The following is a 24,830-nucleotide window of genomic DNA, read 5'->3' as shown; positions in this document are numbered from 1 at the left end:
TCGCCTCCTAAGAGCGATGAAACCGCAGACGGCAAACGTCGTTAACCGCATCAATATGTCATTAACGCCTTTCGGCGAGGCCAGCCGACGCTGGCGGTAGTCGACGCTCCCGGGACGCCCTTAATGCTCCACCCGGTAGAGCCGCCATCGCTCCGGCACGCCTTTGAGCTGGTGCGCGCCGCGGTCCTTGAAGCGGATTTCGGACTTTGACATCAGGTCCTTGACCGCGCTCGAGACCAGCACTTCGCCGGCCCGCGCTTTCGCCGCGACGCGCGCGCCGATGTGAAACGCAAGCCCGATCACCTCCGCGCCACTCACCTTGTATTCGCCCGCGTGCAGTCCGACCCTGATCTCCAGCCCCAGCGTGCGCACGGACTCGCGGATCGCGGTCGCGCAACGGATCCCGGCTGCCGGCGCGCGGAACGTCGCCAGCAACCCGTCGCCCGTCGTCACGACTTCCTTCCCCCGCAAGGCCTTCAGCTCCCTGCGCACAGCGACATAGTAGTGGTTCATCACCGTCGCCCAGCGCGTGTCGCCGAGCCGCGCGGCCTTTTCGGTGGATCGGACGATATCGACATAGAGGATCGTGGCGAGCGCCTGCTTGAGCTGCGAGTCCCGGTCGGTGGTTCGCCGCCGGTTCGCGATATTTCCAGCCAGAGGCTCATAGCGATGGCTGCGTCGCCGCGCGATTGCGGCCTTGGTGTAGTCCTGGGCGCGCTGCACCGTGCGGCAGCGAATGGCTTTTTCCTGCGGTGGAAACGTCCAGTGGACCTTTCGCCTGTCGCCCGCGCCATCAACCTGCACGGCGCCCCATTTCAGGAAAACCGTCGAGCCGGCCCGTCGAATGCACCATGCCTTCGACGTGTATCCGGAAACGTTCGACTGATGGACTCCGATGCGAAGGAATTTTGGCATGAGCGTCCGGCCGATCGAAGGAACGTTTGGCAGCCTACCCAGGGTAAAGCGTAGCCATACATTCCCGCGTTGGCAACGTTGCAGGTTTGCGTTGCAGGTTTGCGGTGCAGGTTTGCGGACTATCGAGAATGCCGGACCGCGATGTCCGCGTCGGGTCCCGCACGCGGACGAAGGATCGTGTGAGGCAGCACCAAGGCTTCGTCAGCTCCGGAGGTCGCGGCCCTGCCCATTCGATGCAGCGTCGGCATCGACCGACAGAATTGCCGCGTCTTGCACGTCCGCTATCGGCTGCTCTGGATCGCGGAATCGAGCCGGGGTCAACCGGCTGCGGTCGACCGTCACGCCGAAGATGTCGAAGCGGTTGTAGTAACCGACCACGTCGTGAAACTGTTTCGGCTCGACGCAGCGATTGAGATCGATCTCCGCGTAGGCGATCCCCTCCTCGTCCTGCAATCCATCGCCGAAGACGCTGCCGGTCGGATCGACGAAGAAGCTCGCCGCACGTGGTGTCTGGTCGATCACGTCGGCGATCGTTCGATCGCGTTCAATGAGGAAGGCGCGCAACGCCTGGTCCATGTAGCCGGCGGTGACGATCCCGAATACCTTGGCTTCGAAGCAATGGGCGCTGGCCCGGATGCGGTTGGCGGCCACGTTGTCGAAATTGCCGCCGCCTGCCGGGCGCCGGGTGGGCCACATCGGCGGCCAGCTCGAAATGTGCACCTGCTCGCCCTGCGCCATCAGCGCGAAGCGGGCCAATGGATTGGTATTCTCGCCGCAAATTAACCCGCCGATCCGGCCCTGCCGCGTCTCCGCGACTTTAAGGCCCGCACCATCCCCGGACGACCACACCAGCTTCTCATAGAAGGTCGGAACCAGCTTGCGGTGATGGATGAGAATTTCTCCGGTCTCGCCGATCAGCAGGTTCGAGTTCCACAGCCCCCCGACGCTGACGGCCGAGCGCTCGCTGATGCCGATCGAGACCGTGACGCCGAGGGCGCGTGCCTCGGCGCAGAGCCGCGCCACTTCCGGTCCGTCCGCCAGCACGGATTGCTCCGCCATGCGCACGAACAGATCGTGGTTGTCGATTGGAGGCCACAGCGCAGCCCAGACCGGAAAGGCGGGAATATAGGTTTCGGGAAACGCGATCAGCTCGGCGCCGGCCCCGGCCGCCTCGCGAATGATGGCGATCGCCTTTTCGGTGGTCGCCCAGCTGTCGAGGAAGACGGGCGCGGCGTGGACGGCAGCAGCCTTGAAACGAGGAAGCATGTCGAAAATCCCGGCTAGGACTAGGGGAGCGAAGCGGTATCATCCCTGGCTTGCCGGCGTGCATGGGAATTGTCGCAAGGTCGGTTGCGAAGGATCGGAACCGCCACGCGCTGGAACGGGAATTGCTTTGCTGACAAGGGCCGCAATTTCAACGGCCGCAACCTGGAGGCCGGTGATGTTCGACACGATCAACTGGGACGATCTGCGGGTGTTTCTCTGCGCCGCCCGCGCCGGGAATTTGAGCCAAACGGCAAAGCGGCTGCGGCTCGACCATTCCACCGTCAGCCGGCGCATCGCCCAGATGGAAGCTTCGCTCGGGGTTGCGGTGTTCGAACGCCACCGCGCCGGGCTCAAGCTCAACGAAGTCGGCGAGCGACTGTTGCGCCATGCCGAGCGGGTCGAGAGCGCGGTGATCGCGATCCGCGAGGAGGCCAGCGCCAGCGACACCCAGGAGCTCGTCGGGACCGTGCGGCTCGCCACCATGGAGGGGATCGCCTCGCTTTATCTGGCGCAACGCTTTGCCAAGCTGCGACGCACCGCGCCACAGCTCACCGTCGAACTCGTCACGTCCGCCCAGACGGTCTACGTTCATAAGCGCGAGGCCGATCTGTTCGTGTCCTTCTTCCGGCCGCCCGGTCCGGGCCTGATCTCGGAGCGCATCGGCAAGTTTCGGCTCGGGCTATTCGCGAGCCAGGACTATCTCGACCACCACGGGATGCCCGCAAGCCTGCGCGACCTGCAGGATCATTGGTTCGTGTCCTATATCGAGGACCTGATCCAGGTCGACTCGGTGCGCTGGCTCGCCGATGTCATCGAAGAGCCGAAAATCGCCTTCCACTCCAACAGCATGATCGCGCAGATGAACGCCGCGGCGGGCGGCCTCGGCATCGTGATGCTGCCGAGCTTTGCCACAAGGGACCGGCCCGACCTGATACCGGTGCTGCCCGCTCTCGCCGGCACCGTTCGCGAGGTCTGGCTCAACGTCCACAGCGACCTGCAATTCGCCCCGCGCATCCGCGCCGTCCGCGCCTTCCTGAAAAATACCCTGAAGCAGGATCCCGACGTGCAGGTCACGCTGGCCGATGTCGTGCCGCAGCCGCGCACAGCAGATTGCAAAAATCCATAATTCCCTTCCGTCAGCCCCCGGCTGAAGCTCGTCCGATTGGCGCAAGCAGAGCGCGCTGAAGTTTTGAGGGGCCGAAATGAACGTGGTTATTCCCGGCAATGCCGATCCGGCGCCGAACGGCGGCGCATTGGCCAAGAAGCAGGCCGAGAAGCTGGCCAAGAAGCGGCTGACAGTCGCGCTCGTTCTGAGCGTTGCGATGATCGTGATCTATTTCGGCTTCATGGGGCTTTTCGCGTTCGACAAGCCGCTGCTCGGCACCATTCTGATGCCCGGCCTGTCGCTTTGCATTGTGCTCGGCCCGCTCGTCATCATCTCTTCCTTCGTGCTCTGCCTGGTCTACGTGCTGTGGGCGAACCGGGTGTTCGACGCAGGCGTTCGCGAGCTTCGCTAAGGGGACAGGCAAATGGGCAGCAGCACGCTTTCGATCGGGTTCTTCTTCGCCTTCATGGCGTTGACGCTGGCGATCACCTATTGGGCTGCGCGGCGCACGCGCACCACCGAGCACTTCTTTGCCGCCGGCGGCCAGGTCACGCCGTGGCAGAACGGCTGGGCACTCGCGGGAGACTTCCTGAGCGCCGCGGCCCTGCTCGGGATTGCCGGCATCGTCACCTCGAACGGCTTCGACGGCATGATCTATTCGATCGGGTGGCTGGTCGGCTGGCCGATCATTCTGTTCCTGATCGTCGAACCATTGCGCAATGTCGGCCGTTTCACCTTCGCCGACGTCGTGGCTTATCGCCTGCGCCAGCGCCCGGTGCGCCTCGCCGGCGCCATCGGTACACTTGCCGTGATCCTGTTCTACCTGATCGCCCAGATGGTCGCGACGGGATCGCTGATCAAGCTGCTGTTCGGCCTGCCCTACACCTGGTCGGTCGTCGTCGTCGGCAGCGTCATGCTGGTCTATGTGCTGTTCGGCGGCATGTTGGCGACGACCTGGGTGCAGGTGGTCAAGGCTGTGCTGCTGATGGGCGGCGGCATCCTGCTCGCCCTCCTCGTGTTGACCCATTTCGACATGAACCCGCTGAAGCTGTTCGCCGCGGCGTCCGAGAAATACGGCACCAAGGTGCTGCAGCCGGGATCGAAGGTGGTCTCGGGTCAATGGGATGCCATCTCGCTCGGGCTCGGACTGATGTTCGGAACCGCCGCGATGCCGCATGTGCTGATGCGGGCCTACACGGTGAAGGATTCCAAAGCCGCACGGCTGTCGATCCTCTATGCCACCGGCCTGATCGGCGTCTTTCATCTCATGGTCTTCATCATCGGCTTCGGCGCCATGGTGCTGGTCGGCGCCGAGGCGGTGGCCAAGGCCGGCGGCGGCGGCAACATGGCAGCGCCCCTGCTCGCACTCACCGTCGGCGGCAACGCGTTCTTCGGCTTCATCTGCGCGGTCGCGTTCGCGACCATGCTTGCCGTCGTCGCGGGGCTGACGCTGTCGGGCGTCGCCACGCTCTGCCACGACGTCTGGACCAATGTGATCAGGAGCGGCACCGCTTCGGAAGCCGAGCAGCTCAAGGTCGCGCGGGTCGCGACGGTTCTGATTTCCATCCTCGCCATCGGCCTGGGCATCGCGTTCGAAGGCCAGAACGTCGCGTTCATGGCGGGACTTGCGTTCTCGATCGCCTGCGCCGCCAACTTCCCTTCGCTCGTGCTCGCCATCACCTGGCGCCGCTTCACGACGCCTGCTGCTGTGGCGAGCATCCTCGTCGGCACACTGAGCTCGCTGGTGCTGATCTATCTGTCCCCGACCATCCAGGTCGACATTCTCGGCAAGCCGCTCGCCGCGGTCGAGCATCAATGGTGGTTCGTGTCGCTGCGCAATCCCGCGATCATCAGCATGCCGCTATCCTTTGCGGTCGCGATCCTGCTGTCGCTGATGACACGGGAGAAGAACGCAAACCTCGCCTTCGACGAGATGCAGCGGCGCATCCTGCTCGGACCGGTAGAGCCGAACACCAGCGAGCCGCGCCAGGCGAAGAATGCGGCATGAACCGGGTCAACCGATCGACGTTGCGATCAGCCCGTTGCGAACCCCGTCACCCGATGCGCATATGTGACTCACAGATCGCGCAACACATTCAGTGTCGTCCCGGCGAAAGGGGACCCATAACCACCGACGGTCATTGCTTCACGATGCTGGAACGACGAGTCCTGTCCCCAACTTCCGCCGCGGAGTATGGGTCCCGGCTTTCGCCGGGACGACATTTTATGGTCGAGACAGGCTCGCAAATATGTCGCGAGAAGATCACTTCCCCTTCGCAGCCTTCTCCTTCAGCTTCGCCGTGCGGTAGCGCGCGGCGCCGCCTTCGCGGATGGACTGCTCGCTGCGCTCGAGCGCCATCGCATCGTCGGGAACATCCTTGGTGATCACGGAGCCCGAACCGATATAGGCGCCCTTGCCGATCGTGACCGGCGCGACCAGCGACGTATTGGTGCCGATGAAGGCGCCCTCGCCGATCAGCGTCTTGTGCTTGAGGAAGCCGTCATAGTTGCAGGTGATGGTGCCAGCGCCGAGGTTGGAATTGGCACCGACATGGGCGTCGCCGACATAGGAGAGATGGTTGACCTTGACGCCGGCCTCCAGCCTCGAACCCTTCGTCTCGACGAAATTGCCGATCTTCACGCCATCGCCGAGCGAGGTGCCGGGCCGCAGCCGCGCGTAGGGTCCGAGTTCCACCTTCTTGCCGATCGTAGCTTGCGTGATGTGCGAGAAGGAATGGATCACGGCGCCGTCGTCGATCGAAACGCCGGGTCCGATCACCACGAACGGCTCGATCGTGACGTCCTTGCCGAATTTGGTGTCAGCGGCGAGATAGACCGTCTCCGGCGCGATCAGGGTCACGCCGGCCTCGAGCGCCTGGTTGCGCAGCCGCGCCTGCATCACGGCCTCGGCCTCGGCGAGCTGCGCCTTGGTGTTGATGCCGCGCACTTCGTCTTCGCTGGTCTCGATCACGACGGCCTCCAGTCCGAGTTCCCTGACAATGCCGACGGCATCGGTCAGATAATATTCGCCCTTGGCATTGGCATTGCCGATCTTCTCGATGATCGCGAGCGCCTTCCTGCCGTCGAACGCCATCACGCCGGCATTGCACAGCGTGATCTTGCGCTCTTCGGCACTTGCATCGGCCTGCTCGCGGATCGCGACCAGCTTGCCGTTCTCGACCACCAGGCGGCCGTAGCCGGTCGGGTCGGCGGCATGGAAGCCGAGCACCGCAAGGGCCGCGCCGTCGCGCAGCGGTGCGCGCATACGGGCGAAGGTCTCGGCCGAGATCAGCGGCGTGTCGCCGAATGCGATCAACAGGTCGTCGGCGCTGCGGGCGATCGCCTCGCGCGCCGCCAGCACCGCATGCGCGGTGCCGAGCCGCTCGCGCTGCACGAAGGTCTGTGCGTCGGGCCGCACCCGACGCACCTCGTTGGCGACCGCCTCGTGGTGCGGGCCGATCACGACCGCCAGCTGCGACCCCTCGCCGGAGGCCGCGACGTTGAGCACATGCGCCAGCAGCGGCTGCCCGGCCACGGGGTGCAGCACCTTCGGCAGCGACGAGCGCATCCGCGTGCCCTCACCGGCCGCAAGCACCACTGTCAGGCTCGTTCGCGCAGTCATTCGCAATCCTCGATGTCGCGCGCAGTTCGCTGCGCAAAGCTGTCTTCGAGGCCGTCTTTAATTGTTTTCCCCGGCAGAAGAAACCGATTCGCCTCCGTGGCGCTCCGGATTCAAGTTCCCGGTCCATTTCCTGTTAATCTTTACCTCGTGATTCGGCGGGCCTCGAGGAGGGCCAAGCGGGCTTTGGCCAAAGATCGCGACAATCTGGCGGCGGAATTCGACACCGAGAGCACCACCGGCTTTTTGGCCGAGGAGGATGCTCTGGATCGCCGCATGCTGTGGCGGCTCGGCTCGTGGGGCGTTGCCGCGGTCGGCGCCGTCACCGTCGCGGTGATGGCCAACCAGTCGGCGTTGACGCTGCGGCGCGACCAGGTTGCCGCAGCGGACCTCGCGCGACAGGCCCAGCAGTTGCAGACGCTGGCGAAGGAGAGCCACAACGAGACGCGCCGGCTGGCGTCTGCGATCGATACGCTCAACGGCGACCGCGACCGGCTGTATTCGCGCGTCACCACGCTGGAGCAGGGTCTCGACTCCGTGACCGGCGCGATCGCCAAGCAGCCGCCGGCACCATCGCCCTTGGCAGCGCCCGGTACCTCGCCCGCAACCGCCAGTTCGTCGCCCGCCGCCTCCGCGCCAACCGTTGCCGCCGTCGCAACGATGCCGACGGTCGCATTGGACAAGCCGGCGGCGATCGACAAGCTGCCCACAGCCGGCGACAGCAAGGCGACTGGGCCGATCGAGAAGCCGGTTGCGGCGGCCGAAAAGCCGGCAACGGCCGACAAGAAACCGGCGTCCGCGCCCGCCAAGCCGCAGGCCGCCGCGGAGAAGCCGCCAGCCCCCGACAATTCGCCGCCGAATTCCGCCACGGCCGCATCGATCGCAAGTCCAATGAGCGCCGCCGCGGCCGGCGCCGAGGATGCACCCGCTGCGCCGGCGCCGGTCGCAGACAAGTCGCTTGCCGACAAGCCGGTCCTGGCATCGCTCGATCCCGCAGCGAACAAGGCAACCGAAACGGTCAGGCCGCCGACCGCCAGCGATGTCACCGCCGCACCGATCCCTCCGCTGGTGATCACAGCGGATCCGGACGCCGAGGACGATGCGCCGCAGGCACAGATCCACCGCACCGAGTTCGGCGTCGATCTCGGCACGGCCAATTCGGTCAATGGACTGCGCGCGCTGTGGCGCGGCCTGTTGAAGTCGAAGGCCAACGCGCCGCTGGCGGCGCTGCGGCCGATCATCGTGATCAAGGAGAACAGCAACGGGCTCGGCATGCAGTTGCGCCTGGTGGCCGGACCGCTGAACGACGCCGGCACCGCAGCCAGGATCTGCGCGGGCCTCAACCTGGTGCAGCGGACCTGCGAGACGGCGATCTATGACGGCCAGCGACTGGCCCTCATCGAGCCGGCCGCCGGAGCCAAGCCGGCGCCGTCGCATCGCCGGGCCGTGCCGAAGCGCGCCGTCGCGCCGCAGCAGCAGCAGCAGCAGCAGCAGCAGCCGGTCGCCGAGGACAAGAAGCCGGAGCCGACCACGATCTCCTCGATATTCCGGCGGAACAGCCAATAATCATGTGAGCCAAGGGATTGTGGCCGGATTTTCAACCGATTTCGATGCTCCGACCGAACTTGTCCCGCAACCCGATCCCGACCATAGTGCCGCGATGACAAAACCTCCGTTCCGCCTCTCCCCCTATCAGGTCCAGTTCCTGATGGTCGTGGGCTTCGTCACCGTCGGCTACGCGCTCTACGTGCGCTATCTGGCAATCGAGTTCTCTCCCGTTGCGCTGGCCTGCGACGCCGGCGCGCAGACCATGCTCTGCAAGGCTCGCGCGCTGTCGACCGTACTGTTCAAGAACTCGGTGTTCGGGATCACCGCGCTGGTAATCGCGGTGCTCAACCTGACGCGGCCGTCGATCGTGCTGCTCACCGTCGGCTTGATCGCTGCGGGGCTCGGGATCGTGCTCTACAATGTCGTGCTGTCGGGGCTCGCGATCGGGCTGTTCATCCTGGGTTTTGCGCGGCCCGCGCCCGCCACAGCGTAGCGGCGAGCAAGAGGTACATCACGCAGGTCCAGTCCGACTGCCAGTTGATCGTGCCCTCGTTGTAGATCGTGTAGCCGGCGGCGATCACCAGCAGGCCGGCGAATACGGATTCCGCGAGCGGCCGGATGCCTTCCTTCGGACGGTTCAGCATGGTCAGGAGCGCGAATGGCACCACCGCCATGGTCAGCGAGGCATACGGGAAATCGCGGTAGCGCGGATCGAAGGTAAAGCCGAGCGCGGTTTCGGCAGCAATCACCGTGGTGATGATCAGCACAATCGCCAGCGCCGCGCCGATCACGCCCTTGCCGCGATAGTCGCGCGGCCCGACCAGCTCCAGGAAGGTCGGCAGCGACCGCCCGGCGATCAGCGCGTGCGCCGTCAGCAGCGGCGCGGCAATGCCCGCTGCGAGCAGCACGCCCCAATGCAGCCAGCCGCCGACGCCGTAGCTCTCGTAATACATCTTATCGCCGGCAATCCCGAGCAGCGCCCCCGCCGTCGTCGCCGAAATGGCGACCGCGATCCAGGCCGACGGCCGCGGCGTCCAGGGCCGGCGGCGCAGCGTCAGCCAGGCCGCGAGGAATGTGGCGACGGACAGCGCCATGCCGCCCGCCATCTGCAGCTTCCAGTCCGGATAGTTCGTGATAGCAACGCCGGGCGGATATTTCACCTGCCGCTTGACCGAATCGAACAGGCCCCAATTGCCGCCGACGGTGCCCTCGAGCTTGCGCTTCCAGGGCTGGTCGTAGGCCTCGATCAGGTTGACCCGAAAGCCCTCGCGCTTGGCGAGGTCGAGGATCTCGGACACCACCCGCGCCTGGTTGGTGCGCGACGGCAATGCGCCCTCCCGCATCCGCCCCTGGCTCGGCCAGCCGGTCTCGCCGATCAGGATCTCCTTGCCCGGGAATGTCACCGCCATCCGCTTGCGGATATCGTCGACATGCGCCGCGGCGTACTTCGCCTTGACCGGGATGTCCTCCCAATACGGCAGGATGTGAATGGTGACGAAATCGACCGCGTCATAAATCTCGCGGTTCTTCACCCAGTATTCCCAGACGTCGGCATAGGTGACGGGAAGATTGCCCGCCGCCGCCTTCACTGCGCGGATGTTGCCGGCAAGATCGGTGGCGGTCATCTCGCCGCGCAGCAGCACCTCGTTGCCGACGATCAGCGAGGTGACGACGCCGGGATACTCCTTGGCGAGCCGCACCGCGATCGCGATCTGCTGCAAATTCTTGAAGCGGTTGCTGCTGAGCCAGATGCCTTGCATCACCTTCAGCCCGACCTTGGCCGCAACGCCGGGGACCTGGTCGAGGCCGTTCTCGATCGAATAGGTGCGCACGCAGTCGGTGACCTTGGCGAGATCGGTCAGATCCTGCTCGATCTGCTCGACTGGAATCTGCGTGGTGGGATCCAGCGGCGTCTGCGCGCCGCGGAACGGCGTATAGGACACGCATTGCAGCTTTGCAGCGGGATCGATCGGCGCGCGCACGAGCGTAATCGGCGTGGCGAGCCACCACCACACGGATGCAATCACGGCGAGCGAGATCAGGAGATGCGCCAGCGGCGTACGAAGCGAAATCGGTTCCATCCTCCGGGGGACCGTCGAATTAGCCGGTCACAGCCAATCTGCCAAGAGCGGGATTAGGTCAATACCATGGTTGTCCTGCGACAGTTTTGCGCTGGGTCGATAAAGTTGTGAGTTTGCTGGACAAAATACCAAATTCCAGTCATCAGATTTCGCCAGAGTCTCCGCCGCACTGGAGACCTATTTGGACGGCATCACGCGAGCCGTTAGGATGATCCCGCGGGGGCAGGAACATTATCGGGGAATACATGCGTCGACGGCTGCTTGAGTTGAAGAACACTACTTTGCGCCATCTTGCCGTAACGGGCCTTGTCACGGGCCTTGCGCTCCTCATTGGGGCCGGCGGCGCGTTCGCCCAGAGCGGCACGCCGAATCCGCCGGATCAGGCGAAACAGCAGCCTGGACAGCCCGACGCCAACGCAAATGCCGCACGGGAAGCCAACCAGCGCAAGGTCGAGGAGTTCGTCGAGGCCCAGCAGGCCATCAACGGCCCGGCCGGCAACCCGGAATGCGTCTGGCTCGGCCGCCGCGTCGTCCGCCTGATGTGGAACGACGACCTCGATACCGCGTTCCGCCATCTCGACCTCTACGACCGGTTCGGCTGCCCCGGCGGCCACGTCCAGGCGGCGTTCCGCTGCCTGACCCGGTTCGGCGCCCAGATCGACGACAAGGTCCGCGGCAGCCTCGACGGCCGCATCCACGCCTGCTGGATCAATCCGGGCGCGCAGCCCCAGGCCGCGGCCGCCGCCGCTGCTCCCACCCCGGCGCCGGCGACGGCCGGCACCGCCGCACCGGCACCGGCAGCCTCGCCCTCGCCTGCACCGACCCCGTCGGCGTCACCTGCGCCGGCGTCGAAATAGCCATATCCCGCGACCGGGGTCCGGCCGCGATTTTTTCGCGGCTGGAACGGCTTGCGCCCTTAAAACGCCATCGCGGCACACCAGTTGTTAAATCGGATGGCGGAGATATCTTTCCCTCCGCTGTCGTGTTGGTCGAACCCAGGGGACGGGTTCGCTTAGTCCTCAATCTCAGGCCCCGTATGGTTTAACCGCGATGCGCGCCGTCGTCGCCGTCCTGTTGCTTGTCACCGCCGCCCACGCCGCCCTGTGGGGTCTCTTCCAGGAGAAGCAGTCGGCGCCCGATTTCCGTGGCACGCTGCCGAGCCTGTCCTACGCTCCGTTCGAGTCAGGCCACACCGTCGCAGACGTTGCCGCCGACACCGAGAAGGTGCGCACCGACCTGCGAAAACTGTCCACGCTCACCAAAGCGGTCCGCCTCTATTCGTCGACGGAAGGCAACGAGCTGGTGCCGCCGGTCGCCGCCGAGTTCGGCATGAAGGTCACGGTTGGCGCGTGGATCGACAAGGACGCCAACCGCAACAACCGTGAGATCGAAGCCGCGATCAACCTGGCCAAGCGCAACAGCAACGTCATCGGCATTGTAGTCGGCAACGAAACCGTGTTCCGCGGCGAGCAGGTGCCGCTGGAAAACCTCGGCTCGGTTCCGGAGATCGGTGTGCCGCCCGAGGAGTCCGAGAGGATTCTTCGCGAGGAAGCGCAGCGTCTTCACGACGCGGAAATGCAGCCGGATGAAAACGGCAGCAGCGGCTTGAGCAAGCGCGCTGAAGCGATCAAGTGGGCAGTCGCCGAAAACAACGTGCACCGGCTGATCAAGGTGATCCAGCGGGTCAAGAAGTCGGTCAACGTCCCCGTCACGACCGGTGAAATCTGGAACATCTGGCGCGACCATCCGCAGCTCGCCAACTCGTCTGACTTCGTCGCCGCGCACGTGCTGCCCTACTGGGAAAACTTCACCGACAAGCAGGCGGTGGACCAGGCGGTCGACCGCTACAATTTGTTGCGCGACTCCTTCCCCGGCAAACGCATCCTGATTGCCGAATTCGGCTGGCCGAGCCAGGGCTACAATCTGCGCAGCGCCGTGCCCGGCCCGTTCCAGCAGGCCACCGTGCTGCGCAACTTCGTCACCCGCGCCGAAGCCATCGGCATGGACTACAACATCGTCGAGGCGATCGATCAGCCCTGGAAGTTCTTCGAAGGCGGCGTCGGACCCTACTGGGGCATCCTCAATGCCGACCGCGAGCCAAAGTTCGCCTGGACCGGTCCGGTCACCGATCCGAACTACTGGAAGATCGCGCTGGTCGCCGTCCTGGTCGGCCTGTTCATGTCGCTGCCGATCCTGCGGCTGGACCAGCCGACCGTGATGCAGGCGCTGCTCTTGTCGGCGGCCGCCAACGGCGTCGGCGCCTGGGTCGCGACCGTGTTCTCGTACTGGACGACGCACTATTTCGTCTGGGGCTCGGCCTTCGCGCTCAGCCTCGGCCTGGTGCTGCTGGTTCCGCTGGTCCTGATCGCGATGGCGCGGATCGAGGAGATCGCGGCGGTGGCGTTCGGCCGCGGCCCGCGCCGGCTGATCGGCAAGAGCGCGCCGCTCGCGCCCGCCACGATCGGCGAGAACGTCAAGTTTCCGAAGGTCTCGATCCACATCCCGGCCTATTTCGAGCCGGTCGAGATGCTGAAGCAGACGCTTGATGCGGTGTCGCGGCTCGACTATCCGAACTTCGAGTGCGTCTGCATCATCAACAACACGCCCGATCCCGACTTCTGGCGGCCGATCCAGGATCACTGCCGGCTGCTCGGCGAGCGCTTCAAGTTCATCAATGCCGAGAAGGTGCAGGGCTTCAAGGCCGGTGCGCTGCGCATCGCGATGGACCGCACCGCGGCGGATGCCGAGATCATCGGCATCATCGATGCCGACTACGTCGTGCATCCGGACTGGCTGAAGGATCTCGTGCCGGCATTCGCCGATCCGCGCGTCGGCCTCGTGCAGGCGCCGCAGGAGCATCGCGACGGCGATCGCTCGCTGATGCACTACATCATGAACGGCGAATATGCCGGGTTCTTCGACATCGGCATGGTCCAGCGCAACGAGTTCAACGCCATCATCGTGCACGGCACGATGTGCCTGATCCGCCGCGCTGCGATGGACAAGGCCGGCGGCTGGTCCTCTGACACGATCTGCGAGGACACCGATCTCGGCCTCTCGATCCAGCAGCAGGGCTGGCTCACGCACTACACCAATGTGCGTTACGGCGAAGGCCTGCTGCCCGACACCTACGAGGCCTTCAAGAAGCAGCGCCATCGCTGGGCCTATGGCGGCTTCCAGATCGTCAAGAAGCACTGGCGGCGCTTCCTGCCCGGCGCCAGCCGGCTGACGCCCGATCAGCGCCGCGAGTTCTCGCTGGGCTGGCTCAACTGGCTCGGCGCCGAAAGCCTCGGCGTCGTGGTTGCGATCCTCAACCTGATCTGGGTGCCGATCGTCGCCTTCGCCGACATCGCGATCCCCGACAAGATTCTGACGCTGCCGATCATCGCCTCCTTCATCGTCTCGCTGGTGCATTTCGTCGCGCTCTACCGGCTGCGCGTGAACATCAAGGCAGGCCAGATGTTAGGGGCCATGATCGCGGCGATGAGCGTGCAGTGGACGGTGTCGCGCGCGGTGGCGCAGGGCCTGATCACCGAGCATCTTGCGTTCGCCCGCACCTCCAAGGGCGGCCTGTCGCGGATGTCGATCGAGTTCCAGGCGTTCTGGGAAGCCGTGATCGGCGTGTTGCTGCTGATCGGCGCCGTCGTGCTTGTCGTCACCAACGGCTACAAGCAGGTGCGCGAGATCTACATCTTCGCCGGCGTCCTGGTGCTGCAGAGCCTGCCATTCCTGGCGGCGGTCTCCATCGCGATCCTGGAAAATTCGCGGATCAACGAGTTCGCATTCTGGCGCAACAGCGCGATCCGCACCGCGGAACTGATCGGGTTGCGCCCGGTCAGCCTGCCCTCGGTCGCCGCCCCGTCGCAGCCGGTCGGCTCGGAAATCCGCCGCGACAACTAGCGCCGGATTTGGCCTACTTCAAGAAACGGCCCTAACCGCAGGCGCCGGAACGGCAAATCCGGCGCGCCGGTGCACAATTGACCGCCCGTCGGCTATTGACCCGATGGGCCCTGCCCCCTACACAGCGCGGGCTGGAGCACGATCCGGAGCGGTTCACCGCTGGCGTCCGGATCTAATGTTCAGGTGAGTGAGCGCGTAGCTCAGGCGGTAGAGCACGTGACTTTTAATCATGGGGTCGAGGGTTCGAGTCCCTCCGCGCTCACCAAACAAATTCTGTCCAGCAAGGAGACATGGGTAACAGGTCGTACCTAAGACATGGATGACAGCCTCGTGCCGAACGGGTTGTCGAGGGGTTGCAGGGTTTTCTGCTCCAGGTCGAAGTATCCCAAATCATAGTGCATGAAGCTGACGAGCCAAATGCCGTCGTCGACCTCCTTGATGTGTTGGCCGGCCAGCACGGTGGCGATGTTGATCCGCTTTCGGTGCAGGCAAAGCCGCCCGACGCTTGATGGAGCACGCGAGAGCATTCGAGGCGATCCAGGCGGCCCACGCGAGCGGAACGTTCGCGCGGATGCTCCAGCCTGGGAAAGACCTGCTCGCCTGGGCGGTCCCATACATCCGGAGTACCTCATCTAGTGGGCTAAGGCCACGAGACCTTGGCGTTTCGCACGCGCCAATATCCATCGGGAATTTGCACTTCCTTCCTGGGGCTAGGCCGGCGCTACCCGCATGCATTTCAAGCGGACGGCGTCGGGTGTTCTCGCCATGCGGATGATTGACCAGGTGCCGAAAGAAGCTTGGGATAGCATCTGCCCGGCTCCTCCAAGGTCGGGCGCCCATTCCAAGGCGAAGCACCCGAGGACGATCTCAAATGGAAACGGCCACGCTTCTATCGGTTCTCCGCGACCGGAACGTCAGAGTATGGGTCGAAGGGGACCGCCTGAAGTGCAGCGCCCCCGCTGGCGCGCTTGACGCAGAGTTGCGCGCGACACTGGCCGACCGAAAGCAAGAACTGCTCGCCTGGTTTCGGCAGGCGGAGACGCTGAAGAGCGGTCCGGCCGACTCCCCGCCGATCGAGCGCGAGGACGGGACAAGAGCGCTCCTGCCGACAATTTCCAGGGAAGTTCCGTTGCCGATAATCCCGGCACGGCGTGAACGCATGAGCCGTTTCGTCAAGGAGCTCCGAAGTTGCGGTTACGACCTCGCAAGCTGTGCCGAACGTCTTGAGGTCCTTCCTCGCCTCGGCGTCAATTTCTGGCAAAGAATGCGAATGTCCTGGACTCCTCGGAAGAGCGATCCGATCGACAATCTCATTACGCTCTTCATCGATGGCCAGCAGGTGAGCGCAGACGTTATCGCGAAGCAGATTTCGTCGTTCTTTGTCGATGCGGCGCTCGAAATGAGATTGGCTGAAAAAAACGGCGACGTGTTGCAGTCGAACTTCTGTTTGTTTCCATGCTATGGGAAATACCTGATCACCGATCAGGCAGAGAAGAATACCGCAATCAACCAAGTCATGTGGTTGTGGGGAGAGAGCTTTATGCTCGGCGGCTTTGTGAAGAGGATTCCCCGCAGGCGCGCCATTGATCTCGGAACAGGCTCCGGAGTGCACGCTATTCTGGCAAGCGACCATTCTGCGACAGTAGTGGGCGCAGACGTCAGTCCACGCGCCATCGCATTCTCCAACTTCAATGCAGCGCTAAACGAAAAGAGCAACATCGATTTTGTTGCAAGCGATCTCTTCGATTCGATCGACGGGACATGTGATCTGCTGGTATGTAATCCTCCTTACGCACCGGACACGGCCGCCAAGGCGAGCGATAATTTTTGGAGCGGTGGAATAGAAGGCACTGAGCTTCTGCGGAGGGTCGTCGAGGCTCTTCCCACGAGGTTGGATGCGGACGGAACAGCCTACATCAATGCTCTGTTTCCGAATCCTCCAGGAACGAAAATCAGGGATCATTTCGATGCTTGGCTTGAAGGCAATCTCACGGAGTGGGATGTGCTGGATCACACCTGGCCTGTGCCGGGATATCAAGATTTGTTCTCCGAGCAGCCATTCCAAGGTGATATGAGCGCGTGGCGCTTTGGCGTGGTGAGTATGCGTCGATCGCGGATTGGCCGGGGTTGGTGGAAGGAAGTCGCAGGCAATGGCCTGTTTTTTCGAGAGGACGGAAGTTGCAGCGTAATCGCTGATCACGATGCCTACGGGCCACCTGCTGGAATATCGTAGGACACGCGGAACACAGCATCACTCCCGGCAGACGTCCGCCATGGCCTCCTCGTCCAGAAGACAGGCGACAAAGCGACGGCGCTCTTCCATCACCGAACTTGCTTTCCACGGCATCACACCTCCCGCAGAACGGAAGCGGAAAGTGTAACCCATGTGTCCGGTACGGACTGTCGCCCATGTCTCGGGCCGCTCATACATTTGAGCAAGCAGTCAGCCTGCCAAACATTCGCGAAATTTCCGTGCGGCAGTGACATCGCTCTCGTGGTGTTTGGAAGCCGGCCCGGGCCCTGGCGCCGGCTCTTCTTAGTTTTTGTGTGAACCAAGCCACAGTTGTTTGCTGCGATCTTTAGTAGGTTTTCGGTGCTGGGGATTTCAGGGCCCAGAGGCTGGAAGAACAGGGCGTCGCCGGGACAAACCATTTCGGGCCCGGCGGCGTAATTTTTCGGGACGGTCAGAACTGCAATCCCAATGCTCGGACCAGACGCATTCGGACGCCAACGGCTCGTTGCTCTCCCTGTCGCAGTCATCACGTTCGGCGTCGCTTGCGTCGAGCCTGCCTGCGGTTCTCCGGACCGGTCGGAGGCGCGTGTATTCCGGCATGAGCCTTGCTCTTTAGGTGGCGCAGGAAATTTCAGTGTCCCGGTTCAGGAACAAGCTGTCGCCGGATGTGTCTTTTGGAGACGAGCAGCTGGATTCATTGGGAGGTATCGTTGAGATACGCAGCGCCCCTACAGTCAAGGTTTGTCGTTCGGAGAGGAAGCACCGACTGGATGGTTTATGATCGAGAGCTCAAGGGACCAGCGCAGTTGAAGAAAGACGGCCACTTCGCCGAGAAGCTGACGAAGGAACAGGCCGAACACATAAAGCAGGCCTTGACGGACGCCCTTGAGCCCGAGCCGTAGGCAGAGCTGGATCGAATACCCCGATCGGTGGCGACACAAACCGCGAACAGATGACATCTGTGTTACCTCGTAAGGTATATGAACAGAGTTGGGCAAAGCGAACGAGGCGCGGCGAAATGGCGGCGCATCGGTGGAGCAATTAGGCCCTTGCGGAATTCGGCTTTGGCCACGGGACGTTCTGAGCGGGCCAGCGTCGCCGTTGGGAGGGAACGATCGGGGAACAGCTCAAGGCACAACGAAAACCGCCCCCCTCACAAAGTTTACCCCCGCGCCGAGGGAGAGCGCGACGCATGACGGCGCAAGCGCGCCGTTCAGCGCACAATTCGGAGCGAACATTCGGAACGCTGCTGGAGTTCGGCCGTCAAGATAACGGCAGTTCGCCCTGACCGCCTGTCCAGTCGATGATATCGAGCTGCATCCCTCGCTTCAGCATCTCGGCCTCGAGGCTGCCGGCATGCCGTTTCCACTCGGGCGTCGCGCGGACGCGGAATTTTGGCTCTTCGCCGGCTGCCTCGAATTCGTCGTCGGCTCTGAGCGCACCGCGGACGGCTTCGTACATCATCTTCAGGCTGGCGTCGGTGAAGGCGCCGTAGTCCATCGGTCGTCTCCCTTGGCACTGTGGGACGCAAAAAGCCGCCACGTAGTCACTCGTGGCGGCCTTCTGCTAGCGGCCCATCCAGACGGCCTGGGACGACGTTGCGTGAGTCGGGTTAATGAAACGTTGTTCGTGCGGCGCACACTCAGATAGCGATGCGGTCGAAGTCGATGGCTATCCTGCTGTTCGGGAAAGTCCTCGTCGCCTCCGCCAGAATGTCCTCGTCCGGATAGCGGCCGGAGATGTGCGTGAGGACGAGTTGCTTGACCCCGCTCCGCGCTGCGAGCGCGGCGGCTTCGCTGGCCGTCAAATGCCCGTAGTCGCGCGCGATGGCCGCGTCGCGCTCGAGAAACGTCGCTTCGATCACCAGCACGTCGGCGTCCCTGACGTGTTCAGCCAGCCCCTCGGTTGTTTCAGCATCACCGACAATGACGAGCTTCTTTCGCCCCTGGGCCGGGCCAAGCACCTGCTCCGGATCGATGGTGCGACCATCGTCCAGCTTCGCCTGCCGCCCCTCCGCCAGCTCCCGGCGAACCGGCCCATCAGGCACGCGCAGCGCCAGAAGCCGGTCCGGGAGGAGATGCCGGCGTATCGCGCTCTGAAACGAGAAAGCGAAGCTGTCCGTATCCCGGTGGCGGACCGGAAAGCAATCGATGGTGAATTCGCCGGCGTCGAGGACTTGCCCCTCGCTCAACGGCACCAGATCAAGCGGGATCGGCGCTCTGCCCTCGCCCCACAGGCCTGACAGCATCCGGACGACGACATCGAGCGTGCCTGGCCCGGCATGAATCGTCATCGCATCCGAACTTTGCCGCAACCGGAGGGTCGAAAACAGCCCGGGGATGCCGAGCACATGATCGAAATGCCCGTGGGTCAGCAGCAGGTGATCAAGCCGTCGAAAGCCGGCGCCGCTCCGCAGCAGCTGGCGCTGCGTCCCCTCGCCGCAATCGACCAGAATACGACTGCCGGCTGCCTCGACGAGAACGCCCGGGTGATTGCGCTCGGGAGACGGCACGCTTGCCGACGTTCCCAGAAAAGTCAGCGAGAACATCGCAGCACCTCGCCTTCCGACTGCCGACGGCGCCACGCCGCCGAGATCGCGCAATCTGATGGCAGCGTCGCCCGATGTGTTCAAGCATCTTGATGCCGACGACGGTGGACCGAAAGGTCCTGAAGCCGGCGGCTTTAGGCGCAGACCGCATCCGCGCCATCGGGATCGGTCGTCGTGACCGGCGCCCTCGTCACGCCCTCAACCGGTCACAGCCTCAAGCATCGAAACAGCTGCGCGAGTGCGGTGTTGGCGGATTGCGCGCGCCGTTCGACGATTTCAGCCGCAGCGGCGTAGTTGCGCGCCAGGATCTGGAGCGCGCGGCGAGCATCGGGCAGCGTGGATTGCTCCGCCATCTCCAGGCACTGATGCTCGAAATATCTGAGCTCCTCAAGTTCGGTCATTGGCGAATCGTCCGATCGGGTCCTTACATTTTCGAACTCAGTGCGCCAACGCCCTAGTGAAAGTTTGGCAAGTTTGTTGCGGGGGCCGGTCAATCTGATCGCAGTGTTTCTGGACGCATGATTTGATAATCACCGCTCCGTGACCGATGCGAGGGTGAGCAGCGCGGATCGACAAGCGCGTGCAATCGTCTCACAATGCGGCGGGCTCGCTTGGGCGAGCCTCGGAACACACGCGGTTGGTGCGGTATCGAACCGATGAGCAAACGCGATTGGGCTTTCGTGGCGGCCTGTGTGGCAGGCGCGCTGCTGTTTGGCGTCTGGAGTTTCCAGATGGGTATCGCGTTCCATCGATCCCAGCACGCCGCGACGGACCTCTCCAGTTCGCACCGGCGGAGCCAGGACGGCGCGTCCGCGCACAGCCCGGCCCGGCCGAAGGCGGATGATGGCGATCAGGCCGGGCAGCCGCGATAGACGCCACGATCGCGTTCGTCACCGCCACATCGCGTCGGACTAGGCCCAAGCCAAGCCTGCCATGCCGGCGGCGCCATCGTCATCTGTCTTCGCATGCATCAGCCGCGTGCGGCGCGGACCGTCCTTGGCGCGACGGTGACGAATGCCAAACCTGTGCAGTGCCATCGGCACATGCTGCATCACGCCGCGGACGAGACCGATAGCCTGTCTGACGACCGCCACAACCGTCGCAACCCGGGTAAAGAAGCCGATCAGGAAGATCATCGAGAAGATGTCGATATAGGCCAGCACATCGCCGACCAGCATCAGCTCGGGAGGAAGCGGAATCCGGTGCCAATAGGCGCCGATCACGATCGCAACCGGGATCAGCGCGATCAGCTTCCGCAACGTCAGCCGATCGAGCAAGGCGGCGAGCTCAACGACCAGGATCTGCCACAGCCAATCGCCAAGCGCGGCCGGCTTGTCGATCGTCCAAGTTTGCCACAAACGCTGCCACATCGCCGCTCCGCCTCCCCTTGCGCGCAATACCGGCGCGCTACGGCTTCGACGACGCCTCGCTGCCGCTGCCCTCGTCTGCGGCGCCCTGCGCATCAGCCGGGTCGGCCGATGGAAAGATGCGCTCATAATTCGCACGCGCCTCGCGGATCAGACGCGCACGCTCGCGTTCGGACTTCGAGATGAACCTGATGATCTCGCCCATATTCGCTCCAAGGCAGAAAAAATGATCCGACCGTCAGCTATGCAACCATCGTGCCCGACGGTCGCTTGGCCCGACCTCCTTGCACCGCTCAGCGGAACGCCCGCGGCGCCAACCGCTGCTGGCTGAAGGCAACGCGCGGATTGATGCCGCAATAGGCATCGCGGCCCGATGCGGATGCCTGGCACTGCTGATAGGTCTGGTAGCCGCAATAGCCGGGATATCCCTCCTGCCGGCCCTGGATGCACCAGGGATACTCATAGGGATCGGCCGCAGCAGGCGACGCGGAACCGACAATCCAGCTCGTTCCGAGCGCCGCGAACGCCAGAATTGCCCAATTCGTCCTGCGCATGATCGTGTTTCCTTGCTCCATCGGCTCCCAGCCGCTCATCTAGGTACGCCGGCAGGATCTGCGAGGTTTCCGGCCACCGCCTCAAGAAGCTGTGACGATGGTTCAAAACCCAGTCGCGGCATCGAGAGGACGGCCGACCGGTCATCGGCCCGCGCGGCCTCCAGACCCGCCGGCCCGCTGCCCGCTGCCCGCCGGCCATCCCAGCGCACGTAGTTAACCGGCGCCTAATCGCAGATGCCCGGTTGAAATGTACGACTTAAGCGCGCTGCAAGACGGCTGCCCTAGTCTCCCGCGCGGCTCAATGGACGACGACACCCGGAGAGGGCTCGTCGCACGGGGGATAATCATGCGCAGCACGCTCATTGCTTCAATGATCCTGTCACTTGCGGCCGGAGCGGCCGTTGCCGGACCACGAATGTCGGGGGCGTCCGAGGCGGCACCAAGCAGCGTCGAGAAATATCGCGGCTACGTCTTCGATCTCTCCGAGAACGCCGACCGCAAGGACGTCACCAGCATCGCCGACATGGTCCGCCGCCAGCTCGACGTCGTGGAAACCGCGGGCTTCAGCCCGAAGGTGTTGCAGTTCTTCCATCGCGTGCCGATCGTTGCGAGCGAGATGGCGTGTCTCGACGAAGGCGCGGCAGCGGCCTGCTATGGCTTGACGCCGCCGGAATGGGACCGCGGCACGACCCGCGACGTCACCATCTGGGATCACGACAAGCAGCAATGGACCAATTCGGATCCGCTCGCGCTTGCGCTCGATTCCGGCATCGGCATCATCAGGATGCGTCCGAACATGATGCGTTACGCGAAGGAGCCGGTGCTGCTGCACGAATTCCTTCACGCCTATCACGCGCGGCTGATGCCGAACGGCTTTGAGAACAAGGGCATCAAGGGCTTCCTCAGCCAGGCCAAATCGAAGGAGCTGTTCGCCAAGGAGGCCTATGCGCTGAAGAACCAGCAGGAGTTCTTCGCGGTGACGGCGAGCATCTTCCTGGCCGGCAAGGATTCCGAGCACGAACCCTATACGCGCGCCACGCTGAAGGAGAAGATGCCGGACTACTACAAGTTCCTCGTCGGCCTGTTCGGCGCCGATCCCGAGGAAACCGGCGTCACGCCGGTCGCATCGGCCAACTGAGCCCGGTATCCCACAAAAAAACGAGGCCCGGTGTGCCTAGGAGACCGGGCCTCGTTTCTGATGTCCCCCGCCTCGTGGCGGATCAGGTCTTGTCGTTACGCGACCTTGTCCGCGCGATCCATCCCGGATGATTACGGGGTCGGGCGCGCGCCGGCCTCACTTGCTGTAGCTGTAGAACCCCTGCCCGGTCTTGCGGCCGAGATGGCCGGCGTCGACCATCTCCTTCAGCAGCGGCGCCGGCCGGTACTTGGGGTCGTTGAAGCCGGTGTAGAACACCTCCATCACCGACAGCATCGTGTCGAGCCCGATCAGATCGGCGAGCGCGAGCGGGCCGATCGGATGATTGCAGCCGAGCTTCATGCCGGCATCGATCTCCTCGGCGGTGGCAATGCCTTCCTGCAGCGCGAAGATCGCCTCGTTGATCATCGGGCACAGGATGCGGTTCACCGCAAAGCCGGGGCTGTTCTTCGCCGTGATCGCCACCTTGCCGACTCGCTTGGCGAACGCTTCGGCCTTGGCGACAGTGTCGTCCGAGGTCTGCAGGCCCCGGATCAATTCGAGCAGCGCCATCACCGGCACCGGATTGAAGAAATGCATCCCGATGAAGCGGTCGGGACGATCGGTCGAGGCTGCAAGGCGGGTGATCGAGATCGACGAGGTGTTGGTTGCGACCAGCGCGCTCGGCTTCAGCCCCGCACAGAGATCCTTCAGGATCTTGATCTTCAACTCCTCGTTCTCGGTCGCGGCTTCGATCACGAGATCGCAGGCGGCGAGCTTGGTCTTGTCGGTGGTCGCATTGATGCGCCCGAGCGTCGCGTCGCGATCGGCCGCGGTCATCTTCTCCTTGGCGACCAGCCGATCGAGACTGCTCCCGACCGTCTTCAGGCCGCGCTGGACCGCCGCGTCGGAAATATCCACCATGGTCACGCCGAGGCCTGCCGCCGCGCAGATCTGCGCGATGCCGTTGCCCATGGTCCCGGCGCCGATAATGCCAACCGTCTCAATCATTGCGTTCGTCCCTCGTCGCTTGCGCGGCCGCGCGGCCGCATCGTCAAAAACGGCGGACCGGAGGGGTCCGCGGATGGCGCATGAATAGCAGTCCGGCCGCACGGCCGATACAGCGGAAGCCGGTAATCCGGTGGGGTCTATTCCGGGCGCGGCGGCACAGGCCGACGTGGCGGAACGGCTGGCCGCGGCGGCAATTGGGTGCGCGGTGGTTCGGCCGCGCGCGACGGTTCGAGCACGCGATTAAGTCGGACGATCCACCAGGCCAGCTGCCCGTAGCTGCGGCGCAGCGCCGATCCAAATCCCTCGTCGATGTCCTGGTCACGATCCATACCCCTATCATTAACGTGCATCCTTGAAGGAACGGTGAGCGCCATCACGTGCCGCGCCGGCAATCGTTAGGAACCTGGCAACTATTTCGCGCAAGCCTCGGTTGACGGCGTGAGCGCCGGTAATCTCCCGGATTGCGTGCGGGAGACCTTGCGCCGCAGCATCGCCATGCCGGTGCGACTCGCATTTTGTTGATCGAATTTTCCGCGGCGCGCCGCGACACAAGGACATTAGACGACGAGGGCTACGCCCATGCTTTCTGAAAAATTCTTTTTGGTGCTCGAGACATTGCTCAACGGCCAGACCCATTCTGACGGAGGCCCCCCCGTGGTGAGCACCGCGCCCCACATCCCGGTCGAGCTTCCGCGCGAAGGATCGCGACGTTTGCCTCCGCCAGTTGGCCCGTCGTGACGCACGAAGCCATTTGGCCGGAGTGGCCCCTCCGCTCGTGATCCAGCTCATAGTTGGTGAAGCCGAGCCACGCTACACCGCTCCCGCAACGACGTGGTGCCGCCGTGGACGACAAGACCGACAGCAAGATCGATTTCGGAAGCGTCGCCGTCGCAATCTGCGTCGCCGCCTACATCGCGATCATGCTGGCCTATCTCGCCCAATACGATCTCGGCCTGACCGCCGCGCAGACGCGTCATCTCTCGATGCTCGCAGCGCTGTTCCTCGCGCTGCCGGTCGCGCTGGATTTGCTGCGCACCGGGCCCAGCGACGCTCGCTGACGCGGACACGAACACGCCTGCAGCCTTCGATCTCCCCTGCCGCAAACGCGCCTGCGCAACATTGCGCTAGGTGAAGCGACGCGAATCAGCGTTACTTTGCAACTGATCGCTTCGTGGGATTTGGCGGCATGACCCAGCCCGACGTGTTTGATCAGAAGGTTCTGGATCAGAACATTCGCGAACTGCAGGAATGGCTGCGCAAGGCCTGGCAGCAACTCGCGGACCCCTCGCTCACCGCCTTCTCCCGCCGCGAATTGCGCAACCAGATGAAGCAATGCAACGCCGACTTGCGCGTGCAACTGCAAGCCGCCTCCAAACGAATGCTGATGCAGCCCGCCTCATCGGGCAGGAGGTTCGCCAAGCCGGCGCTGCGGATCCTCGCCTAGGCATGATGCCAGCGCGCCAAAATGCCGCAATCTCCTGCTGCATGCTGGCCATACGCACCCTCTGCTTGTGCAGGGACGTCCGACAAGGCACAGCAAAACCGCTC

General features: G+C 63.9%; 25 protein-coding genes, 1 tRNA gene and 1 pseudogene. 14 read left to right on the top strand and 13 right to left on the bottom strand.

Annotated elements, in window-relative coordinates:
* Nucleotides 1-120: 120 nt before the first annotated feature.
* Both Q2M23_RS28415 and Q2M23_RS28410 read right to left on the bottom strand, forming a co-directional pair.
* Nucleotides 121-915, bottom strand: coding sequence for an adenylate/guanylate cyclase domain-containing protein (locus Q2M23_RS28415; RefSeq protein ID WP_316397765.1), 795 nt, complete (start codon nt 913-915; stop codon nt 121-123).
* A gap of 201 nt (nt 916-1,116) precedes the next feature.
* A complete protein-coding gene (locus Q2M23_RS28410) occupies nt 1,117-2,181 on the bottom strand; it encodes a carbon-nitrogen hydrolase family protein (RefSeq protein WP_316397764.1) in 1,065 nt (354 codons plus the stop codon).
* A 175-nt stretch (nt 2,182-2,356) separates the two neighbouring features.
* On the opposite strand from Q2M23_RS28410, the gene Q2M23_RS28405 reads away from it, so the two are divergent.
* The 3 genes from Q2M23_RS28405 (at nt 2,357) to Q2M23_RS28395 (ending at nt 5,294) form a co-directional block, all read left to right on the top strand.
* Nucleotides 2,357-3,307 carry a LysR family transcriptional regulator gene (locus Q2M23_RS28405; RefSeq protein ID WP_316397763.1) on the top strand — a complete coding sequence of 317 codons (951 nt, stop codon included), beginning with the start codon at nt 2,357-2,359 and terminating at the stop codon, nt 3,305-3,307.
* 76 nt (nt 3,308-3,383) lie between these two features.
* Nucleotides 3,384-3,698, top strand: coding sequence for a DUF485 domain-containing protein (locus Q2M23_RS28400; protein WP_141341333.1), 315 nt, complete (start codon nt 3,384-3,386; stop codon nt 3,696-3,698).
* A 12-nt stretch (nt 3,699-3,710) separates the two neighbouring features.
* Complete coding sequence (locus Q2M23_RS28395; RefSeq protein ID WP_057018474.1) at nt 3,711-5,294, top strand: cation acetate symporter; 1,584 nt, start codon at nt 3,711-3,713, stop codon at nt 5,292-5,294.
* Nucleotides 5,295-5,549: 255 nt separating this feature from the next.
* On the opposite strand, the gene glmU is transcribed toward Q2M23_RS28395, so the two are convergent.
* Nucleotides 5,550-6,908, bottom strand: coding sequence for a bifunctional UDP-N-acetylglucosamine diphosphorylase/glucosamine-1-phosphate N-acetyltransferase GlmU (glmU, locus tag Q2M23_RS28390; protein ID WP_316397762.1), 1,359 nt, complete (start codon nt 6,906-6,908; stop codon nt 5,550-5,552).
* 183 nt (nt 6,909-7,091) lie between these two features.
* Here glmU and Q2M23_RS28385 point away from each other — a divergent pair, with 183 nt between their 5' ends.
* Both Q2M23_RS28385 and Q2M23_RS28380 read left to right on the top strand, forming a co-directional pair.
* The gene (locus Q2M23_RS28385; RefSeq protein ID WP_316397761.1) at nt 7,092-8,471 is read left to right on the top strand and encodes a hypothetical protein; all 1,380 of its coding nucleotides are present in this window, start codon (nt 7,092-7,094) and stop codon (nt 8,469-8,471) included.
* A gap of 94 nt (nt 8,472-8,565) precedes the next feature.
* Nucleotides 8,566-8,946, top strand: a complete 381-nt coding sequence (locus tag Q2M23_RS28380; protein ID WP_016844836.1) for a hypothetical protein — start codon at nt 8,566-8,568, stop codon at nt 8,944-8,946.
* Here Q2M23_RS28380 and Q2M23_RS28375 read toward each other — a convergent pair.
* Complete coding sequence (locus Q2M23_RS28375) at nt 8,906-10,534, bottom strand: beta-(1-6) glucans synthase (RefSeq protein ID WP_316397760.1); 1,629 nt, start codon at nt 10,532-10,534, stop codon at nt 8,906-8,908. The two genes, Q2M23_RS28380 and Q2M23_RS28375, sit on opposite strands and share 41 nt — an antisense overlap.
* 245 nt (nt 10,535-10,779) lie before the next feature.
* Between Q2M23_RS28375 and Q2M23_RS28370 the strand changes: the two genes are divergently transcribed.
* From Q2M23_RS28370 to Q2M23_RS28360, 3 genes are all read left to right on the top strand, one after another.
* Complete coding sequence (locus Q2M23_RS28370) at nt 10,780-11,391, top strand: hypothetical protein (RefSeq protein ID WP_057018479.1); 612 nt, start codon at nt 10,780-10,782, stop codon at nt 11,389-11,391.
* Nucleotides 11,392-11,584: 193 nt separating this feature from the next.
* A complete protein-coding gene (locus tag Q2M23_RS28365; protein WP_076828919.1) occupies nt 11,585-14,434 on the top strand; it encodes a glycosyltransferase in 2,850 nt (949 codons plus the stop codon).
* A gap of 189 nt (nt 14,435-14,623) precedes the next feature.
* Nucleotides 14,624-14,699: transfer RNA gene (locus Q2M23_RS28360), tRNA-Lys, on the top strand.
* A gap of 43 nt (nt 14,700-14,742) precedes the next feature.
* On the opposite strand, the pseudogene Q2M23_RS28355 reads toward Q2M23_RS28360, so the two are convergent.
* Nucleotides 14,743-14,943 (bottom strand): annotated as a pseudogene (locus tag Q2M23_RS28355) (IS481 family transposase); the annotation flags it as partial.
* Between the two features lie 362 nt (nt 14,944-15,305).
* Between Q2M23_RS28355 and Q2M23_RS28350 the strand changes: the two are divergent.
* A complete protein-coding gene (locus Q2M23_RS28350; RefSeq protein ID WP_316397758.1) occupies nt 15,306-16,667 on the top strand; it encodes a methyltransferase in 1,362 nt (453 codons plus the stop codon).
* Between the two features lie 710 nt (nt 16,668-17,377).
* Entirely contained in the window at nt 17,378-17,569 is a 192-nt protein-coding gene (locus Q2M23_RS28345) for a hypothetical protein (RefSeq protein WP_245311602.1), read from the top strand.
* A 361-nt stretch (nt 17,570-17,930) separates the two neighbouring features.
* Here the strand turns inward: Q2M23_RS28345 and Q2M23_RS28340 are convergent, their stop codons facing one another.
* From Q2M23_RS28340 to Q2M23_RS28330, 3 genes are all read right to left on the bottom strand, one after another.
* Nucleotides 17,931-18,167, bottom strand: a complete 237-nt coding sequence (locus tag Q2M23_RS28340) for a hypothetical protein (protein ID WP_057018484.1) — start codon at nt 18,165-18,167, stop codon at nt 17,931-17,933.
* A gap of 142 nt (nt 18,168-18,309) precedes the next feature.
* On the bottom strand, nt 18,310-19,215 hold the full coding sequence (locus Q2M23_RS28335) for a ribonuclease Z (protein WP_316397757.1): 906 nt from the start codon (nt 19,213-19,215) through the stop codon (nt 18,310-18,312).
* 206 nt (nt 19,216-19,421) lie between these two features.
* Nucleotides 19,422-19,616, bottom strand: a complete 195-nt coding sequence (locus Q2M23_RS28330) for a hypothetical protein (RefSeq protein WP_016846119.1) — start codon at nt 19,614-19,616, stop codon at nt 19,422-19,424.
* 255 nt (nt 19,617-19,871) lie between these two features.
* Here Q2M23_RS28330 and Q2M23_RS28325 point away from each other — a divergent pair, with 255 nt between their 5' ends.
* Nucleotides 19,872-20,087 (top strand): hypothetical protein, encoded by a 216-nt coding sequence (locus Q2M23_RS28325; RefSeq protein ID WP_316397756.1) that lies wholly within the window; start codon nt 19,872-19,874, stop codon nt 20,085-20,087.
* 39 nt (nt 20,088-20,126) lie between these two features.
* Here Q2M23_RS28325 and Q2M23_RS28320 read toward each other — a convergent pair whose 3' ends face one another.
* The 3 genes from Q2M23_RS28320 to Q2M23_RS28310 form a co-directional block, all read right to left on the bottom strand.
* On the bottom strand, nt 20,127-20,585 hold the full coding sequence (locus Q2M23_RS28320; RefSeq protein ID WP_316397755.1) for a hypothetical protein: 459 nt from the start codon (nt 20,583-20,585) through the stop codon (nt 20,127-20,129).
* A 37-nt stretch (nt 20,586-20,622) separates the two neighbouring features.
* A complete protein-coding gene (locus Q2M23_RS28315; RefSeq protein WP_016846117.1) occupies nt 20,623-20,787 on the bottom strand; it encodes a hypothetical protein in 165 nt (54 codons plus the stop codon).
* 88 nt (nt 20,788-20,875) lie between these two features.
* A complete protein-coding gene (locus Q2M23_RS28310; protein ID WP_057018487.1) occupies nt 20,876-21,136 on the bottom strand; it encodes a DUF3551 domain-containing protein in 261 nt (86 codons plus the stop codon).
* Nucleotides 21,137-21,482: 346 nt separating this feature from the next.
* Here Q2M23_RS28310 and Q2M23_RS28305 point away from each other — a divergent pair, with 346 nt between their 5' ends.
* A complete protein-coding gene (locus Q2M23_RS28305) occupies nt 21,483-22,274 on the top strand; it encodes a hypothetical protein (protein WP_253590288.1) in 792 nt (263 codons plus the stop codon).
* A gap of 156 nt (nt 22,275-22,430) precedes the next feature.
* On the opposite strand, the gene Q2M23_RS28300 is transcribed toward Q2M23_RS28305, so the two are convergent.
* A complete protein-coding gene (locus Q2M23_RS28300) occupies nt 22,431-23,282 on the bottom strand; it encodes a 3-hydroxybutyryl-CoA dehydrogenase (protein ID WP_316397754.1) in 852 nt (283 codons plus the stop codon).
* Nucleotides 23,283-23,419: 137 nt separating this feature from the next.
* The gene (locus tag Q2M23_RS28295; RefSeq protein WP_316397753.1) at nt 23,420-23,611 is read right to left on the bottom strand and encodes a hypothetical protein; all 192 of its coding nucleotides are present in this window, start codon (nt 23,609-23,611) and stop codon (nt 23,420-23,422) included.
* A 513-nt stretch (nt 23,612-24,124) separates the two neighbouring features.
* Here Q2M23_RS28295 and Q2M23_RS28290 point away from each other — a divergent pair.
* Together Q2M23_RS28290 and Q2M23_RS28285 are read left to right on the top strand one after the other, a co-directional pair.
* Nucleotides 24,125-24,340, top strand: coding sequence for a hypothetical protein (locus Q2M23_RS28290; protein ID WP_225646785.1), 216 nt, complete (start codon nt 24,125-24,127; stop codon nt 24,338-24,340).
* Nucleotides 24,341-24,468: 128 nt separating this feature from the next.
* A complete protein-coding gene (locus Q2M23_RS28285; protein WP_057018491.1) occupies nt 24,469-24,726 on the top strand; it encodes a hypothetical protein in 258 nt (85 codons plus the stop codon).
* Nucleotides 24,727-24,830: the final 104 nt, after the last annotated feature.

It is taken from the genome of Bradyrhizobium sp. 33ap4, from assembly GCF_032654765.1.
Classification (GTDB): domain Bacteria; phylum Pseudomonadota; class Alphaproteobacteria; order Rhizobiales; family Xanthobacteraceae; genus Bradyrhizobium; species Bradyrhizobium australafricanum.
The sequence above is the reverse complement of the archived record's forward strand: the minus strand, read 5'-3'. Positions and strand labels throughout refer to the sequence as shown.

Bases quoted from the DNA above. Each gene is read 5' to 3' on its own strand.
- Q2M23_RS28415 (WP_316397765.1), bottom strand. From the start codon at position 915: ATGCCAAAATTCCTTCGCATCGGAGTCCATCAGTCGAACGTTTCCGGA.
- Q2M23_RS28410 (WP_316397764.1), bottom strand. From the start codon at position 2,181: ATGCTTCCTCGTTTCAAGGCTGCTGCCGTCCACGCCGCGCCCGTCTTC.
- Q2M23_RS28405 (WP_316397763.1), top strand. From the start codon at position 2,357: ATGTTCGACACGATCAACTGGGACGATCTGCGGGTGTTTCTCTGCGCC.
- Q2M23_RS28400 (WP_141341333.1), top strand. From the start codon at position 3,384: ATGAACGTGGTTATTCCCGGCAATGCCGATCCGGCGCCGAACGGCGGC.
- Q2M23_RS28395 (WP_057018474.1), top strand. From the start codon at position 3,711: ATGGGCAGCAGCACGCTTTCGATCGGGTTCTTCTTCGCCTTCATGGCG.
- glmU (WP_316397762.1), bottom strand. From the start codon at position 6,908: ATGACTGCGCGAACGAGCCTGACAGTGGTGCTTGCGGCCGGTGAGGGC.
- Q2M23_RS28380 (WP_016844836.1), top strand. From the start codon at position 8,566: ATGACAAAACCTCCGTTCCGCCTCTCCCCCTATCAGGTCCAGTTCCTG.
- Q2M23_RS28375 (WP_316397760.1), bottom strand. From the start codon at position 10,534: ATGGAACCGATTTCGCTTCGTACGCCGCTGGCGCATCTCCTGATCTCG.
- Q2M23_RS28370 (WP_057018479.1), top strand. From the start codon at position 10,780: ATGCGTCGACGGCTGCTTGAGTTGAAGAACACTACTTTGCGCCATCTT.
- Q2M23_RS28365 (WP_076828919.1), top strand. From the start codon at position 11,585: ATGCGCGCCGTCGTCGCCGTCCTGTTGCTTGTCACCGCCGCCCACGCC.
- Q2M23_RS28350 (WP_316397758.1), top strand. From the start codon at position 15,306: ATGGAAACGGCCACGCTTCTATCGGTTCTCCGCGACCGGAACGTCAGA.
- Q2M23_RS28340 (WP_057018484.1), bottom strand. From the start codon at position 18,167: ATGGACTACGGCGCCTTCACCGACGCCAGCCTGAAGATGATGTACGAA.
- Q2M23_RS28335 (WP_316397757.1), bottom strand. From the start codon at position 19,215: ATGTTCTCGCTGACTTTTCTGGGAACGTCGGCAAGCGTGCCGTCTCCC.
- Q2M23_RS28330 (WP_016846119.1), bottom strand. From the start codon at position 19,616: ATGACCGAACTTGAGGAGCTCAGATATTTCGAGCATCAGTGCCTGGAG.
- Q2M23_RS28325 (WP_316397756.1), top strand. From the start codon at position 19,872: ATGAGCAAACGCGATTGGGCTTTCGTGGCGGCCTGTGTGGCAGGCGCG.
- Q2M23_RS28320 (WP_316397755.1), bottom strand. From the start codon at position 20,585: ATGTGGCAGCGTTTGTGGCAAACTTGGACGATCGACAAGCCGGCCGCG.
- Q2M23_RS28315 (WP_016846117.1), bottom strand. From the start codon at position 20,787: ATGGGCGAGATCATCAGGTTCATCTCGAAGTCCGAACGCGAGCGTGCG.
- Q2M23_RS28310 (WP_057018487.1), bottom strand. From the start codon at position 21,136: ATGCGCAGGACGAATTGGGCAATTCTGGCGTTCGCGGCGCTCGGAACG.
- Q2M23_RS28305 (WP_253590288.1), top strand. From the start codon at position 21,483: ATGCGCAGCACGCTCATTGCTTCAATGATCCTGTCACTTGCGGCCGGA.
- Q2M23_RS28300 (WP_316397754.1), bottom strand. From the start codon at position 23,282: ATGATTGAGACGGTTGGCATTATCGGCGCCGGGACCATGGGCAACGGC.
- Q2M23_RS28295 (WP_316397753.1), bottom strand. From the start codon at position 23,611: ATGGATCGTGACCAGGACATCGACGAGGGATTTGGATCGGCGCTGCGC.
- Q2M23_RS28285 (WP_057018491.1), top strand. From the start codon at position 24,469: ATGACCCAGCCCGACGTGTTTGATCAGAAGGTTCTGGATCAGAACATT.